We start from the raw sequence: 14,867 nt of genomic DNA, 5'->3' as shown, positions 1-14,867 counted from the left end.
TAAACTGTGTGTGCACGCAAGGATTGCGACAATGCAAAAGTAGAGAAATACTTAACCGCGCTGCCTAGCGCCTATATAATTTAATATTTCTTCAGTCTTATCGGGATGAAACCAAACGGCCCTCTCGTCGCGCCTTAGCCAGGTAATTTGTTTACGGGCATATCGGCGTGTGTTGCTTTGGATTCTCAACACGGTTTCTTGAAAAGTTGCAAGGCCGTCGAGATAGTCGAACAGTTCTTTATAACCTACCGTGTTAAGCGAATTGTTACTGCGGAAAGCATAGACCCGGAGCGCTTCGTCGACCATTCCGGTTGCTAGCATATCAACAACTCGCTGGTTTATCCTTTCATAAAGTTCCTCGCGTTCGCGGTTGAGCACAATCTTCACGATATCGAACGGGCGACGCTTCACAATGTTGGTTCTGAATGAGGAATAAGTTCGGCCCGTTTGCCTGCATATTTCGAGCGCATGAAGAACTCGGCGAGGATTATTCCGGTCGACCACCCGACAATAATCCGGATCGAGCCGCTCAAGTTCGTCGACCAACTGCGGTAACCCCTCGGTTTCCAAACGGTGAATCAACTCCTGGCGAATCTCATTCCTCACTGTGGGAATATCGTCGATGCCCTGACAAACAGCGTCGATATACATCATCGAACCGCCCGAAAGAAGCGCAACATCGCCCGGCAGATTCTCCAGAAGCGACATTACATCCTGCTCGAACATGCTGGCCGAATAATAATCGTCCAGCCCATGTGTTCCCACAAAGTAATGCTTTACTCTGCGCATCTGCTCGTCGGTTGGTGCAGCTGTTCCAATTGGAATTTCTCGAAACAGTTGTCTCGAATCAGCGTTGATTATCGACGTGCCGAGCAGCTCGGCAATCTGCAGAGTCAGTTCGGTCTTCCCCACACCGGTTGGTCCAGTTACTACAATCAATTTCTTTATGTTCATTCGGAATAGCTCTTCAGAGTAGGAATTTTATTGTTCGGATAAATCAGCAAGCTGGTTGTCGGGCCAGTTAACAAGATAAAGATGCTCGGTAGCACGGGTAAAAGCAGTGTATAGCCAGTGAATATATTCGGGAGTAAGCATTTCGCTCGTCATATATCCCTGGTCGAGATAAACGTGGGCCCATTGACCACCTTGGGCTTTGTGGCAAGTAACGGCATAACCGAATTTGACTTGTAGGGCGTTGTAATGAATATCCTCCCTGATGCGTTTCATACGTTCGCGCTTGAGGTTAATATCGGCATAGTCGGCTAGAACCTCATAGAAAAGTCTGGTGTTCTGCTCATCCGTAAGCGCGGGAGCTTCGGAGTAAAGTGTGTCGAGGATGGCAGTGAGTTTGAATTCGGCGTTATCGTAGTCGGTTAGCTCAACGGTTAGGTCGGCAAAACGGAAGCCATAGAGCTCGCGAACGTTGCTGACATATCTAACTACAGCACGGTCGCCATTGGCAATGAAACTGATTTCGTTTGTTGCACCCGACTTCTGATTGAGATATTTATTCTTCACAACCATAAGCATATCTCCCGATGCAATTTCGTCTTCCATCCAAAGTACCTTACTACGGATACCTTCATTGAATATATTGGCGCGTTTATTGGAACGGGTGACTATCATGGTTTCGTCAATTCCGACCTCAGAATAACTCGCTTCGATTTGCTCGATTAGTTCAGGACCTCTAACAACCGAGATGTCGGCAAAGCCCTTTAGGTGAATAATAGGTAGCTGCGTTTGCAAATCTCGCGAAATGAGTTCGCGAATCATGGTGGCATTCCAAAGAATACCCGAATCAAGGCTTTGGCGGAGCACTTCGTTGAGGTCGCATTCGTAGACATCCAGTCCATAGGCCTCAATTTCACTAGCCATTAGTGCCCGACTTTCCATCTCGCCCACTGGCGGTAGTTGCGCTTTGTCACCAATGAGCAGAAGCCGACAGTTCTGTCCGCTGTAGATAAATTGCATCAGGTCGTCGAGCAGGCATCCGCTTCCGAACGAGTTCGAAATAGTTGTAAGGCTAATCATCGATGCCTCATCAACCATAAATAATGCATTTTTGAAGAGATTTTTATTGAGCTCGAACACACCATCAGTACCGTCGAAAGTACGCTCACGATATATTCGCCGATGGATAGTGTTAGCCTGCGCTCCCGAATAACGGGAGAAAACCTTTGCAGCCCTACCGGTTGGAGCTAAGAGAACAACCTTTATTCCTACCCTGGCAGAAGCTCGCACGATGGCTCCAGCGAGCGATGTCTTGCCCGTTCCAGCACTTCCACGAAGAATCATAGCCGTGCGCGAATTGGAAACAGTTATAAAACGAGCAAATGTCTGGAGGGCCGAGGCTTGGTCAATCGTCGGCTCGAATCCCAGTTCGCACGTAATTTGTTCAACGAGTTTATCCGGATTCATCTTCAGCGGATATAATCTTTCGCCACCATATCATAGTATAACGCCTCGAGCTCAGGCAGAGCAAGTCGCTCGATGGAGTGCTCTAAAGTTCGGATTAGTTCCTGCTTCCGCAGTTCGCTTTCTGTTGTGTCGAAATTCATAATCATTCATTTTGTGAAATGCAAATATTGCAATTCATGAAATAAGCACAGCAACACGGATAAGCCTAGTTTACAGGCTTTCAGAGGATAAAATGAATTACCGGTTTTTGTGCTTCGCATATTTTGCAATACATTTGCATAAGTAAAAATCAAATACAAAAATACATGTCTTTTACAGAACTTTCCAACGAGATTTTTTCACAGGCTATCCGCGATTATCATATAACCGATAATGTGGACACATCAATCAACAATCCATACGACAGAGACTCTATTGAGAACCGACTCTACCTAAAATGTTGGATAGACACAGTGCAATGGCATTTCGAGGATCTTATCCGTGACCCGCACATCGTTCCTGAAGATGGAATGAACCTAAAGAGACGTATCGACCGCTCGAATCAAGACCGTACAGATTTGGTTGAGCAAATCGACTCATATTTCCGTCATCTCTATTCGGAAGTCGTTCCACTGCCTGATGCAACGATAAATACTGAAAGTCCAGCATGGGCTATCGACCGTTTATCGATTTTGGCACTGAAAATATATCATATGAAAGAACAAACCGAACGCACTGACGCATCAGCTGAACACATCGAAAAATGTAAAGCCAAACTGGACATTCTTCTCGAACAGCAGAAAGATTTGTGCACAGCCATTGACCAACTGCTTGACGACATCCAGAACGGACGAAAATATATGAAGGTCTATAGACAGATGAAAATGTACAACGACCCGGCAACGAACCCTATTCTCTATAAGAAATAAAAACTCGAACCCAATAACCATGAAACGGCAATGGTGGAAAATAATTCTACTGTTGCCGTTTCAGTTTCTGAAAACCAGAAAAGCAATGCACATTCTCATTATCAGATTCTCGGCCCTGGGTGATGTCGCAATGACTGTACCAGTGATTAGTTCGCTCGCGAAACAATATCCAGACTTGAAAATAACAGTCCTATCGCGACCATTTGCCCGTGCTTTTTTAGAGAATCTAGCGCCTAATGTGAACTTCATCGGTATCGATTTGAAAGTCGATTATAAAGGTCTGCGTGGAATCAAACGACTCTACGATGAGCTGATGCAAATCAAACTCGATCTCGTAGCTGATTTTCACGATGTTCTGCGAACCAAAATTCTCCGCCTGCTTTTCATCACACACGGGGTAAAAACGGCACACATCAACAAGCATAAAGCTGAAAAACGCCGACTCTGTCGAAGAAACGATAAAAAATTCGTTCAGCAGCCCACCTCATTTCAAAACTATTGCGAAGTACTCGAACGGCTTGGTTTTCCTGTCAATCTACAATTCAAAAGCATATTCTCCGAAAGCGATGTAGCACTCCCTGCAAGCATTGACTCAAAACTACAAGGCGAGAGATGGATTGGTATAGCTCCCTTCGCCGCACACGAAGGTAAAATGTATCCATTACTGAAGATGGAAGAAGTTGTGCGCCGACTAGCCGAACTATCATCATACAGATTATTTCTTTTTGGTGGTGGACCCGAGGAGAAAAAGATTCTCACCTCATGGGCCGACAAATATAACCGCTGCATAAATGTACCTAACATTCTGCAAGGACTTTCGGAAGAACTTGCCCTGATGAGCCACATCGACGTAATGGTTTCCATGGACAGCGCTAATATGCACCTGGCCTCGCTTTGCGATACGCGTGTTGTGAGTATTTGGGGCGCAACACACCCTTTTTGCGGATTTCTGGGTTGGAACCAATCCGATACTGATACTATTCAGAACTCCGATCTTTCTTGCCGTCCCTGTTCTGTTTTCGGTAATAAACCCTGTTTCCGTGGCGACCACGCCTGTATGAATAGCATCTCGCCCGACGATATCATCCAGCATATCCTCCAAACTTAACCCAAATCTATTCCTGCCTATACATATAGCCAATATCTAGATTATAGCAGGAAAAGAATAAACTAACAGCCGCTCGCTCTCCCAAAAATCCTAACTTTGTGCGCAATAAACATTCCCCAAGCACACGAAATAAAAATAAAATAGAATGAAACAAACTATCCTAGTCACCGGTGGAACCGGATTCATCGGTTCACACACAACAGTAGAACTCATTCAGGCAGGCTACAACGTAGTGATTGCCGACAATCTCTCGAACTCAAAAAGAGAAGTGATTGGTGGAATCAAAAAAATAACCGGTATTGAACCAGCATTCGAATTCATAGACCTATGTAACAAGGAGGCAACACGTGAAATGCTGCAAAGATATCGAATTGACGGTATAATTCACTTCGCAGCATCAAAAGCCGTGGGCGAAAGCGTTGAAAAACCACTCATGTATTATCGCAACAATATTACATCGCTCGTGAATCTGCTGGAGCTCATGCCAGAGCATAATATAAAAGGTGTGATATTCTCGTCGTCGTGCACCGTTTACGGTCAGCCCCGACCCGAAAATCTGCCTGTAACCGAGGATGCGCCGCATCAGAAAGCCACGTCACCCTACGGCAACACTAAGGAAATTAACGAGCAAATAATTCAAGATTACATCCACAGCGGCGCGCCTATTAAAAGCATCGTTCTGCGATATTTTAATCCTATCGGCGCGCATCCATCGGCATTAATCGGCGAATTGCCCAACGGTAAACCCAATAATCTGATTCCTTATGTTACACAAACGGCAATGGGAATATTAGAGCAATTAACCATATTCGGCAACGACTATGATACGCCCGATGGAACCTGCATTCGCGATTATATCTACGTGGTAGACCTGGCCAAAGCGCACGTTGCAGCCATGACTCGGGTTCTCAAAAAAGACACCGCCGCACTTGAATACTTCAACATCGGAACAGGGCGCGGAAACTCAACTCGCGAAATAGTTGAAACCTTCGAAAAAGCCACCGGAGTGAAGCTGAATTATACCTACGGACCACGTCGTGCAGGCGACATTGAAAAAATATGGGGCGACTGTACCAAAGCCAACACCATTCTGGGTTGGAAAGCCGATACGCCGCTCGAGGACGTACTCGTGTCGGCCTGGAAATGGCAGCTAAAACTGCGTGAGGATGGCGTAATGTGAAGAACATAACCAATAACCAAATAAAAAATGAACAAAAATCCAATCTTAATGCTCATCATGGTCGTAGTCATGGCCGTGATACCGCTTGAAAACAAAGCCAAGGTGTGGTCGGCCAAGAATATTCCGATGGCTCACCTGAAAAACAAGAACTGCTATGTGAGCGACCCCGACGGAATTATGAATGCCGCAGGTCGACACCGAGCTGACTCCATTCTCCGCAAACTCGACAAGGAATGCAAAATCGAAAGCGCATTCATCATCGTGAACAACGTTGAAGGAGGCGATCCGTTCAGAATGGCCCAAGATGTGGGCAACAAATATGGTGTCGGAAAGAAAGCAACCAACCGCGGATTAGTGGTAGTGATAGCTGTGAAGGACAAGAAATATTTCATTGCCCCCGGCGAAGGACTTGAAAAAGACCTTACCGACGCCGAATGCGACAAAATTGCCCGCGCCTGCATTGTTGCAAATATGCGAGAAAATAAGCCGGGCGGAGCCGTCGTTTCAACTGCTAAAGCAATATACTCGAAGCTGAAAACCGGCGACTCCGGTATCGAAGACGGAGAAGACGACGAAGACTATACAGCTTTCTATGTGGTTGTCGGTTTATTCGTCTTATTCGTAATCATCATAGCAAGAGTTGATGTCAGCGGCGGCGGGTCATCGTCTGGTAGCTCATCGTCTGGCGGAGGTTCCTACGGAGGCGGAAGTTTCGGCGGCGGAGGCTCGGGCGGTAGCTGGTAATCAATCAACGAATTAAACAAAATGAAACAACGCTCAATCTTAATACTCATCGTGGCAATGCTGATGGCTATAGTGCCGACGCATGCCGAAAAATGGTCGGCCGAGAATATCCCGATGGTTCATCTATCGAACAAATATCGATACGTGAGCGATCCCGACGGAATAATGAGCAGGAAAAGCCGACAAAAGGCCGATTCGCTTCTTCGCAAGCTCGATAAAGAATGCGACGTTGAAAGCGCATTCATCATCGTGAACAACGTTGAAGGAGGCGACCCGTTCAGAGTAGCACAGGATGTGGGTAACAAATACGGCATCGGAAAGAAAGCAACCAACCGTGGCTTAGTAGTAGTGATAGCCGTGAAAGACCGGAAATATTTCATCGCGCCCGGCGAAGGACTCGAAAAAGACCTTACCGACGCCGAATGCGACAAAATTGCCAAAGCCTGCATAGTTGCAAACATGCGCGAGAATAAGCCAGGCGAAGCTGTCGTATCAACCGCCCGAGCAATATATTCCAAAATGAAAACCGGAGATTCGGGAATCGAAGAAGAAAAAGACAGCAACTTCGTTCGAAATCTTTTAATCCTCGCAGCCATAATAGGCGCCTCCATCTTCTTTAGAGCTAAGGATAAAGACAAAAATAATCGCGACCGAGGCGGCAGACGACGCAACAGCGGATTCAGCTTCTGGGGTCTATTTAGCGGCGGAGGTTCATCCTCTGGTGGAGGCTCATACGGCGGCGGAAGTTTCGGTGGCGGCGGCTCTGGCGGCAGCTGGTAATCAATCAATAAATTAAATAACGAACAAAATCAAAACACAAGAAAATATGAAAAAGAACAAAGTTTTATGGATTCTAGTAGCAGTCGCTGTAGTACTGCTCATGTGGGTAGTTTCTGGCTACAATGGAATGGTGAAACAACAAGAAAAAACCACTACCGCAGTGGCCAACGTCGAGGCAGCTTATCAGCGTCGAGCCGACATGATGCCACAGCTAGCCAAGATGGTTCGGGCCTACGCCAAGCACGAAAACGAGACATTTGCTGCCGTAACCAAAGCGCGCAATGCCGCAACGCAAATTCATCTCGACGCCGAAAACCTAACGCCCGAGAAACTGCAGCAATACGAAGTTGCGCAAAACCAGGTGGCACAGGCTTTCTCTCGACTCATTGCCGTGGCCGAAGCCTATCCCGAGCTTAAAGCAAGCGAAAACTTCAGAACCCTGCAGGTTCAGGAAGAAGGAACCGAAAACCGAATTAACGAAGCTCGTCGTGCATTCAACCGTGCCGTTCAGGAATACAACATAACCATCCGTAGCTTCCCCAACGTCATCATCGCCAGCATGTTTGGCTTCAATACGATGGCTAAATTCGAATCTTCTGCAAGTGCAGATAAAGCTCCTGATCTAGGATTCGAATAATTTTTAATTAGCTCTCAGTAACGCTCAGCATTTTCGTAATCTAGCGTTACTTTTCTCACTCGCTCCGGTTCCTGTCTATCAAAGAACCGGAGCGTTCGTGTGTATATTAGGAAAAAGATAGTTTCCAGAATAACAATCCTGGTATCAACTATAAAAGAAGATGAATAGAACTTTCTATTATTTGTTATGGAGCCCCACATGAAATAAAAATACCATAAAAAAGCAAGCCCTAAAGGAGCTAGGCTCCTTAGGACTTGCAGCAGTCAGACCCTCACATGCCTTAACGACATAAAATTTAGGAGAATTGGCAATCTGACATGGCGCAAATGTAAGGACAAAATCTGAAACACCTACACAGTTCGATGAATTTTTTTTCATGAATGGCGCTTTTCTGTATCATTGGATATGCAATCTGTATATTATTATCCTTTGTAAACATTTACGACACAGACAATAATATGTATAAAGCTGTATAATCGCTTATATACACTAGGTTTAAGAGAAAAGACGTATCTATTAAACTGCAAGATGTAGATATAAATTCTGTATTATCGATAACTGTATGTGGGCTAGAAGACTTATATTTTCCGAGTAAAGATTAATAATAATGCAACTAATATGTATTTAAATTTATCTTGCTGTTATTTCTGCAATGTTCTTACATAATAATTGAGAGAACAAAAGGAATACATGAGATCTGCCGACATCTTATTCTAGCCATTATTGCCTTACCTTTGTAAGGCTTTCTATGAAATAGGAATCCGGATTTTTATAAGCTTCAAATAATGGCACAACATAATGAACTAGGCAAATGGGGAGAAGACATTGCACAAGATTTTCTCAGGCAAAACGGCTATCGTATTCTTTATCGTGATTGGAAATACGGGCATCGCGATTTAGACTTGGTAGCCATAGACAATGATGTTCTTGTCATTGTTGAAGTGAAGACACGACGCAATGAGAGATTCCAGGATGCTGAAGAGGCCGTTTCTCCACAGAAAATCAGGTCGATATCGATTGCGGCAAACACTCTTGTGAAAGAAATGTGCTTCGATGGCGATATTCGTTTCGACATAATAACAATTGTCGGAGCTCCGGAAACAAGTTATGAAATCAGGCATATAGAAGGCGCCTTTCTGCCTTTTGTTTAAGACGATATTCCATGAGTTTATACGAAAAGATGAAACGTTTCCTCCGTGCTAAATCTGAGGAGAATACTACAAAAATAATTCATCTGGAGACGGTTGACAGCACGAATAATTACCTCCGCAAACACCATTCGGAAGAACAAAACTTCACTGTGGTAGAGACCGAATTCCAGACGGCAGGGCGCGGACAAGGAACAAATACATGGAGCAGCGAACAGGGACAGAATCTGCTTTTTTCAATACTTATACATCCAAACAGAATACCTGTTGCAAAGCAATTTCTTTTGTCTGAATTTGGTGCACTGGCTATCAAGGAAGGATTAAAAGGCCTTGTAAAAGACAATATTACCTTCAAATGGCCTAACGACATATATTGGAATGACCTAAAGCTCAGCGGCACCTTAATCGAGACCTCCCTAACTGGGAATTGCATAAAAAACTGCATATTCGGAATAGGACTGAATATAAATCAAACTGAATTCGACAGCGGAATCCCAAATCCAGTATCGTTGCGACAAATTGTCGGACGGAAGGTCGACAAGCTTCAAGTACTAAATTCCATTATCAGAGCTTTTCGGGAACTCTACCCTCTAATCGAAGAAGGGAACTACGCCGAACTCTCGACACGCTATCACGAGGCTCTCTATCGCGCAAGCGGATTTCATTCCTTCAAGGATAAAGAAGGAATTTTCGAGGCGACCATTCTGGAGGTTGAGGACGACGGTCACCTTGTGCTGCGCGACCGAGCCGGAATAATTAGAAGTTACATGTTTAAAGAGATAGAATATGGTAAGATTTAAAAGAGTGCTGCTCAAGCTCTCCGGTGAGAGTTTAATGGGCAAGCAAGGCTACGGCATAGACGCCGGACGGTTAAACGATTATGCACAGCAGATTAAAGAAGCCCACGAAATGGGCGTACAGATGGGCATAGTAATTGGCGGAGGAAACATTTTTCGTGGGCTAAGCGGCAGTCAGAAAGGTTTCGACCGAGTTAAGGGCGACCAGATGGGTATGTGTGCAACCGTGATAAACGCACTTGCATTAAGTTCGGCTATTGGAGCCATCGGCGTGAAGTCAAAGGTTCTAACGGCCATCAGAATGGAGCCCATCGGCGAATATTATACAAAATGGAAGGCCATTGAAGAAATGGAATCAGGAACAATATGCATCTTTGCCTGCGGAACCGGAAGTCCGTATTTTACAACCGACACCGGAGCCAGTTTACGCGGAATTGAAATCGAAGCCGACGTAATGCTGAAAGGAACACGAGTTGATGGGATTTACACCGCTGACCCGGAAAAAGACCCCACAGCAACCAAGTTCACGACCATAACCTACGACGAAATCTACAACAAAGGTCTCAAGGTTATGGACCTCACCGCAACCACTATGTGCAAAGAAAATAGCCTTCCAATCTACGTTTTCAACATGGACGTCTTCGGAAATTTGAAACGTGTGCTCAACGGCGAAGATATAGGCACACTGGTTCTGTAGAGTTTTCTTTTCCAAGGTTGGCAAGCTCAAAGCTCGAGCACGCGCATTTCCAGGTTCGCCATTGGTTTAATCTGATTCATCGGCTTATTATAGAGCACGCTCTGTATGGCTTTATTTACGATACCATGCCCCACGGCAAGCACCCGATGATTTGGAAAACTATTACGAATCCAATTCAGGAAATCGGCTGCCCGAGCTTTGAGTTTATCTAAAGATTCGATGTCGTCAGGCCAAAGCGAAGGGTCATCAAGATGGGCGAGCGACGGAATGTGTTTCCCCGTAAAACTTCCCCAATCACGTTCGCGCAGCAGAGCGGTGGTGATAACTTTCTTTTTATGAGGCCGAGCTATAATTTCACATGTCTCAATACTACGTTTTAAATCACTAGAAACAAAATCATCAATCATTTCACCAGTCATTCGCCGCGCCATTTCCTCGGCCTGTTCAATGCCCTTGGAGTTCAATTCTCCAGGCGTTTGTCCTTGCATTATGTGTGAGGCATTATCTTTCGTTTCGCCGTGTCTCACTAGAATCAATGTAACCATAAAAAACTCTTTGATTGAGCGCAAATTTATCTAAATCCGCACTATTTCGTTCCCTCGTCCCCTTTCGGCCTATTAATACAAGGTGCTCTTTACCGGACTAATGGAGCCTGATATATGAGTCTCTATAAAACTCCATACTACTGAGCTGTGGCTTCGATAGTACCTTTTGCGGAAGACGATAGAACCCTCTGCGGAAGACGATATTACCCTCCACAAAAAACGATAGTACCTTTTGCCAAAAACGATAGTACTTTTTGGGCAAAACGATAGTACTTTTTCATTAAAACGATAGTACCTTTTTTAGAGAACGATAGTACCTTTTCGGAAAACGATAGATGGAGCTGTAGTTTTGGCTCGAAAAAACCGTGCGTTTCATATGATAGAATCATGCACTCCATAGGATTTAAGGGCATTTTCAAAGTAGAGCATTGCGAGCAACAAAAGAGGTTACGGAGTATCAAGGTACCGAACAATTCCTCTGCTACATGATGCACAAAACTTATCGTGCACGAAATATCACCGGGCGAGGATGATGTGCGTAACGTGTTCATCGCGATGCGTAACATAATCATTGAGGTACAAATTGTTATCTATCTGCAATAAAATGATAAATTTGCATCCGCCTTCGAGAGTTATCGAAGCAGCAAAAACAAATAATCAGGATAATAGAAATGGAATACCGCATAAAAGAAATGAAGCAGAATACAGAAACAATGGAAAGAAAAGGTTATCGACACCATGCCGTAGCCGTATTATCGGTTATCGCAGGTATGCTCGTTGCCGTATCACTGACGGCTCATGGCAAAGACATTAATCCGCAAAAAGCGGCTCAGATTGCAAAAAGATACGTTACGCTGTCTCACAACAATAGCGCAAAAGCACAGACGAGAGGTATCAATCGAACAACAGAAACTCCCTATTATATATTCAACGACGCACGGGGGCACGGCTTTGTTATCGTCTCTGGCGACGACGAAATGGGTGAAGTGCTGGCCTATAGCACCGAGAGAACACTCGATACGCTGAACGCCAATCCATGCGTAAAGTTGCTCTTGGAAGGCTATCGGCAAACGTTTGAAGTACTGAAAGAAGGAAAGGTGATTGTTCAAGGCAGTACCCGTGCCGGTCAGTACTCACAAACCGTGTCTCCGTTGCTGAAAAGCAAATGGGGACAGTCGCACCCATTCAATGCGAAAACCGGCTATCCCTATAGCGGATGCGTGGCCACGGCGGTGGCGCAGATGATGTATTACTATCAATGGCCTGCCCAAGGACGCGGTAAGAACGAATATAACGTAACCTACTATAACACCAAGAAAAGTGCTGATTTCAGTCAGTCGCATTACGATTGGGCAAACATGTTGCCCGATTATCGCTACCCCGTGCATGCAACGTCTGCACAGGAAGATGCCGTCGCCTTGTTGATGAGCGATGTCGGCATAGCTTCCTTTATGCAGTATACACCCAATGCCAGCGGTACACAGGGATTGTTCGCGTATCAAGCCCTGCAAAAGAATTTTGATTATACGGCAGCTTACATTACGAGGGCGGTGGAAGGCCCAAGCCGTTTTGCTGAGATACTGCGACAGGAGCTTCTCAACGGATGTCCTGTTTATTTGGAAGGCCGTCCCACTGGTTCTGCTTCGGGACATGCGTGGGTGGCAGACGGATTCGACAAAAACGGTCTCTTTCACATGAACTTCGGTTGGGAAGGACAAAGCGATGCCTACTATTCGCTCACAGCTCTCAACCTATCGCAAACCGGAAACGAGTTTCAAGGCAAGCCCTTGGCCTTTAACCGTGCCATTACGGCAATCCTTGCACATCCCAACAACGGAAAATATCCGGCCATAGAGCGAGGTCTCTTAGAAACATCCCCGCAACTGATGTTCAATGAGGGAGGTTCTTTCTCGCTGAAAGATGTAACAGGTAAAACCTTTAACCCGTCGCAGACGATAACCGTAGAGATGAATTCTTTCGTAAACAGAGGCAATCCCTTTAAAGGCGATATCGGTGTGGCCGTCTACGACGAAGGGGGAAATCTAAAGCAAGTGGCTTATTCTGACGACCATGCAAGCGGCGGTCTCACGCAGCGCATTTATGGTGCCGACCACGCAGGCTTTATGGGACGAGACTTCCTGATAAATCAGGCACAGCCAGTAAAGATAAGTCTTGCAGGACTCGGGAACGGATATTACCGCCTTATTCCCGTGTGTATAGCCCGTAAAGACGACGGATCATGGGACGAGTTCCTTCCCATGAAGAAAGCCCCCATCATAGAAGTGGAATTAGCAAATGGCGCAGCTCGTATCTCCGAAACTTGTACTGAAGACGCTCATTTTCAGCTGATGGCACAGCCAAGGCTCTCAGATAAAGCCGAACAAGGTGAGAAAGTGCAAGCCGTTTTCACAGTGAAAAATCTCAACGGAGTGCCTCGCGATTGTTACTTAAGGGTGCAGCTGCTTGATGCGAGCAAGACGGTTGTGTTGAACACGCGTGCCGATAAGTCGACAGAAATCGAAGGCTTTACCGAAGCAGAAATACCCATCGTGCTTTCATTGCCCTCCGGTATTGCTATAGGACGCTATGAAGTGAAGCTCGAAACATCGACAGACGAAGCAGAAACCCTGCCTTGCCCAATAAACAATATTCACGACAAGGATGCTGCCTATATCGAGGTGGTAAAGGCACAGGAAAGACCTCTCATGGAAAAAGCTGAAGTCTTTCTGGCCGACGACTCGAACGAGAAGATTGCATCCGGCAGCATCGACATCTCGCGAGTGCCTAACTTCAAGCTCGCCGTCGCGCTACGCACATCGGAAAATCGGACCTACGAAGGCCCTGTATCTATGTTCTGCGAAGACATACAGACAAAGGAAAAGATAAAAATACGAGGGTTCGACGACCATGTCACCATTTCTTCATCCTTCGAAGTGCCGCTCTACAGCTATTGGCTGCGCAAAAGCAATCTGCAATTGGCTGATGGGCATACCTATCGGGTGATAGTGATGGGGCAGATAGAAGGCAAGGACGTGGAGTTGAAAAATCCGAAGGCACCCACCTGTTACCTCAAGCGGAAAGGCGATATACTCACCCTTTACCATGATGTACCTACAGGAATAGACACCGCATCCACAGCCACTACCTCTTTCGACATCAGGCACGATGGCAACCAACTAACAGTCTCGGGTAGCGATTTGAGAACCTTACGATTGTATAACGTCGGCGGTACGCTTGTCAAACAGGTATCGGCCACCAACCCAAACCATGCCACAATCTCTCTGCAAGAGCTGGAACAGGGCGTATATCTGCTTCGAATAGAAGCAGGAAGACAACATCATACCTACAGATTCCTACTTTATCCGCAAAGCCATCAATGATACATGGAGTCGTTTGATGCCCGCATGTAGGGACAATAAATCATTCCCTAAACAACAAGAAAAAGGGTGAAAAGCATGCCCGCTCGTATGGCATCGGCATCTTTTCACCCTTTCATAATCGCCCCTGCATGAATAGAACTGTTCGGTTCCTCCGCGCTTTGGGGATGACCGGGGTCGGGGACGTTTAACTACCCTTTTTCTCCTTACGTTTGGGGTTATCCACCTCAACTTCGATTTTCTTCAGAGCATCACTGATGGGCTGCTTCCAGCGCACCAGTATTCGCGGACGTTTCAGCGAGGTGGCACATACGTCTTCCTCTTTCACCTCCATCTTCGAGGGTATCGTGGTGCGAAGCGAAAAGATGTCGCCCAAGTCGAGCGAACCTCCCAGAGTAACCACTTCTTTGATGATGTTCTTCAGCGTGATGAGAACGTTGCGAACATCGCCCTCGCTCAACGACGTTTCGCGAACGATGCGGTCGATGAGCCATTCCTGAGAGAACTTGAGCGGAGCCTTGGGTTCGG

General features: G+C 45.8%; 15 protein-coding genes. 10 read left to right on the top strand and 5 right to left on the bottom strand.

Features of this window, described 5'->3' with window-relative positions:
* Window positions 1–51 precede the first annotated feature (51 nt).
* The 3 genes from miaA to HMPREF9140_RS10550 are packed head-to-tail and all read right to left on the bottom strand — an operon-like array spanning window position 52 to window position 2,558.
* A complete protein-coding gene (gene miaA, locus HMPREF9140_RS00705) occupies window positions 52–954 on the bottom strand; it encodes a tRNA (adenosine(37)-N6)-dimethylallyltransferase MiaA (RefSeq protein ID WP_006951064.1) in 903 nt (300 codons plus the stop codon).
* Window positions 955–981: 27 nt separating this feature from the next.
* Window positions 982–2,418: an ATP-dependent DNA helicase gene (locus HMPREF9140_RS00700; protein ID WP_006951063.1), complete on the bottom strand. Its 1,437-nt coding sequence runs from the start codon at window positions 2,416–2,418 to the stop codon at window positions 982–984.
* Window positions 2,419–2,420: 2 nt separating this feature from the next.
* Complete coding sequence (locus tag HMPREF9140_RS10550; RefSeq protein WP_169333928.1) at window positions 2,421–2,558, bottom strand: hypothetical protein; 138 nt, start codon at window positions 2,556–2,558, stop codon at window positions 2,421–2,423.
* Between the two features lie 165 nt (window positions 2,559–2,723).
* Here HMPREF9140_RS10550 and HMPREF9140_RS00695 point away from each other — a divergent pair, with 165 nt between their 5' ends.
* The 9 genes from HMPREF9140_RS00695 (at window position 2,724) to pyrH (ending at window position 10,417) form a co-directional block, all read left to right on the top strand.
* Window positions 2,724–3,326: a DUF4254 domain-containing protein gene (locus tag HMPREF9140_RS00695; protein WP_006951061.1), complete on the top strand. Its 603-nt coding sequence runs from the start codon at window positions 2,724–2,726 to the stop codon at window positions 3,324–3,326.
* Between the two features lie 85 nt (window positions 3,327–3,411).
* Window positions 3,412–4,434 carry a glycosyltransferase family 9 protein gene (locus HMPREF9140_RS00690; RefSeq protein ID WP_006951059.1) on the top strand — a complete coding sequence of 341 codons (1,023 nt, stop codon included), beginning with the start codon at window positions 3,412–3,414 and terminating at the stop codon, window positions 4,432–4,434.
* A 145-nt stretch (window positions 4,435–4,579) separates the two neighbouring features.
* Window positions 4,580–5,614 (top strand): UDP-glucose 4-epimerase GalE, encoded by a 1,035-nt coding sequence (galE, locus tag HMPREF9140_RS00685; protein WP_006951058.1) that lies wholly within the window; start codon window positions 4,580–4,582, stop codon window positions 5,612–5,614.
* A 27-nt stretch (window positions 5,615–5,641) separates the two neighbouring features.
* Window positions 5,642–6,358 (top strand): TPM domain-containing protein, encoded by a 717-nt coding sequence (locus tag HMPREF9140_RS00680; RefSeq protein WP_006951056.1) that lies wholly within the window; start codon window positions 5,642–5,644, stop codon window positions 6,356–6,358.
* A gap of 21 nt (window positions 6,359–6,379) precedes the next feature.
* Window positions 6,380–7,138: a TPM domain-containing protein gene (locus HMPREF9140_RS00675; protein ID WP_006951054.1), complete on the top strand. Its 759-nt coding sequence runs from the start codon at window positions 6,380–6,382 to the stop codon at window positions 7,136–7,138.
* Window positions 7,139–7,184: 46 nt separating this feature from the next.
* Window positions 7,185–7,775 carry a LemA family protein gene (locus HMPREF9140_RS00670; RefSeq protein ID WP_006951052.1) on the top strand — a complete coding sequence of 197 codons (591 nt, stop codon included), beginning with the start codon at window positions 7,185–7,187 and terminating at the stop codon, window positions 7,773–7,775.
* A 785-nt stretch (window positions 7,776–8,560) separates the two neighbouring features.
* Window positions 8,561–8,926, top strand: a complete 366-nt coding sequence (locus tag HMPREF9140_RS00665) for a YraN family protein (RefSeq protein WP_006951050.1) — start codon at window positions 8,561–8,563, stop codon at window positions 8,924–8,926.
* A gap of 11 nt (window positions 8,927–8,937) precedes the next feature.
* Window positions 8,938–9,723 carry a biotin--[acetyl-CoA-carboxylase] ligase gene (locus HMPREF9140_RS00660; protein ID WP_006951048.1) on the top strand — a complete coding sequence of 262 codons (786 nt, stop codon included), beginning with the start codon at window positions 8,938–8,940 and terminating at the stop codon, window positions 9,721–9,723.
* Window positions 9,710–10,417: a UMP kinase gene (gene pyrH / locus HMPREF9140_RS00655; RefSeq protein ID WP_006951044.1), complete on the top strand. Its 708-nt coding sequence runs from the start codon at window positions 9,710–9,712 to the stop codon at window positions 10,415–10,417. The genes HMPREF9140_RS00660 and pyrH overlap by 14 nt, the downstream gene beginning before the upstream one ends.
* A gap of 26 nt (window positions 10,418–10,443) precedes the next feature.
* Here the strand turns inward: pyrH and HMPREF9140_RS00650 are convergent, their stop codons facing one another.
* Window positions 10,444–10,962, bottom strand: a complete 519-nt coding sequence (locus HMPREF9140_RS00650) for a histidine phosphatase family protein (protein WP_006951042.1) — start codon at window positions 10,960–10,962, stop codon at window positions 10,444–10,446.
* 692 nt (window positions 10,963–11,654) lie between these two features.
* Between HMPREF9140_RS00650 and HMPREF9140_RS00640 the strand changes: the two genes are divergently transcribed.
* The gene (locus tag HMPREF9140_RS00640) at window positions 11,655–14,342 is read left to right on the top strand and encodes a thiol protease/hemagglutinin PrtT (RefSeq protein WP_244858975.1); all 2,688 of its coding nucleotides are present in this window, start codon (window positions 11,655–11,657) and stop codon (window positions 14,340–14,342) included.
* A gap of 184 nt (window positions 14,343–14,526) precedes the next feature.
* Here HMPREF9140_RS00640 and HMPREF9140_RS00635 read toward each other — a convergent pair.
* The coding region (locus HMPREF9140_RS00635; protein ID WP_006951038.1) for an HU family DNA-binding protein at window positions 14,527–14,867 on the bottom strand (341 nt) is incomplete at its 5' end.

Source organism: Prevotella micans F0438 (genome assembly GCF_000243035.1).
GTDB lineage: Bacteria > Bacteroidota > Bacteroidia > Bacteroidales > Bacteroidaceae > Prevotella > Prevotella micans.
This window is presented reverse-complemented; position numbering and strand designations above follow the sequence as displayed.

Excerpts from the sequence above, each read along its gene's own strand:
- HMPREF9140_RS00665 (WP_006951050.1), top strand. The coding sequence starts at position 8,561 with ATGGCACAACATAATGAACTAGGCAAATGGGGAGAAGACATTGCACAA.
- HMPREF9140_RS00640 (WP_244858975.1), top strand. The coding sequence starts at position 11,655 with ATGAAGCAGAATACAGAAACAATGGAAAGAAAAGGTTATCGACACCAT.
- HMPREF9140_RS00660 (WP_006951048.1), top strand. The coding sequence starts at position 8,938 with ATGAGTTTATACGAAAAGATGAAACGTTTCCTCCGTGCTAAATCTGAG.
- HMPREF9140_RS00675 (WP_006951054.1), top strand. The coding sequence starts at position 6,380 with ATGAAACAACGCTCAATCTTAATACTCATCGTGGCAATGCTGATGGCT.
- HMPREF9140_RS10550 (WP_169333928.1), bottom strand. The coding sequence starts at position 2,558 with ATGAATTTCGACACAACAGAAAGCGAACTGCGGAAGCAGGAACTAATC.
- galE (WP_006951058.1), top strand. The coding sequence starts at position 4,580 with ATGAAACAAACTATCCTAGTCACCGGTGGAACCGGATTCATCGGTTCA.
- HMPREF9140_RS00690 (WP_006951059.1), top strand. The coding sequence starts at position 3,412 with ATGCACATTCTCATTATCAGATTCTCGGCCCTGGGTGATGTCGCAATG.
- HMPREF9140_RS00700 (WP_006951063.1), bottom strand. The coding sequence starts at position 2,418 with ATGAATCCGGATAAACTCGTTGAACAAATTACGTGCGAACTGGGATTC.
- HMPREF9140_RS00650 (WP_006951042.1), bottom strand. The coding sequence starts at position 10,962 with ATGGTTACATTGATTCTAGTGAGACACGGCGAAACGAAAGATAATGCC.
- pyrH (WP_006951044.1), top strand. The coding sequence starts at position 9,710 with ATGGTAAGATTTAAAAGAGTGCTGCTCAAGCTCTCCGGTGAGAGTTTA.
- HMPREF9140_RS00680 (WP_006951056.1), top strand. The coding sequence starts at position 5,642 with ATGAACAAAAATCCAATCTTAATGCTCATCATGGTCGTAGTCATGGCC.
- HMPREF9140_RS00695 (WP_006951061.1), top strand. The coding sequence starts at position 2,724 with ATGTCTTTTACAGAACTTTCCAACGAGATTTTTTCACAGGCTATCCGC.
- miaA (WP_006951064.1), bottom strand. The coding sequence starts at position 954 with ATGAACATAAAGAAATTGATTGTAGTAACTGGACCAACCGGTGTGGGG.
- HMPREF9140_RS00670 (WP_006951052.1), top strand. The coding sequence starts at position 7,185 with ATGAAAAAGAACAAAGTTTTATGGATTCTAGTAGCAGTCGCTGTAGTA.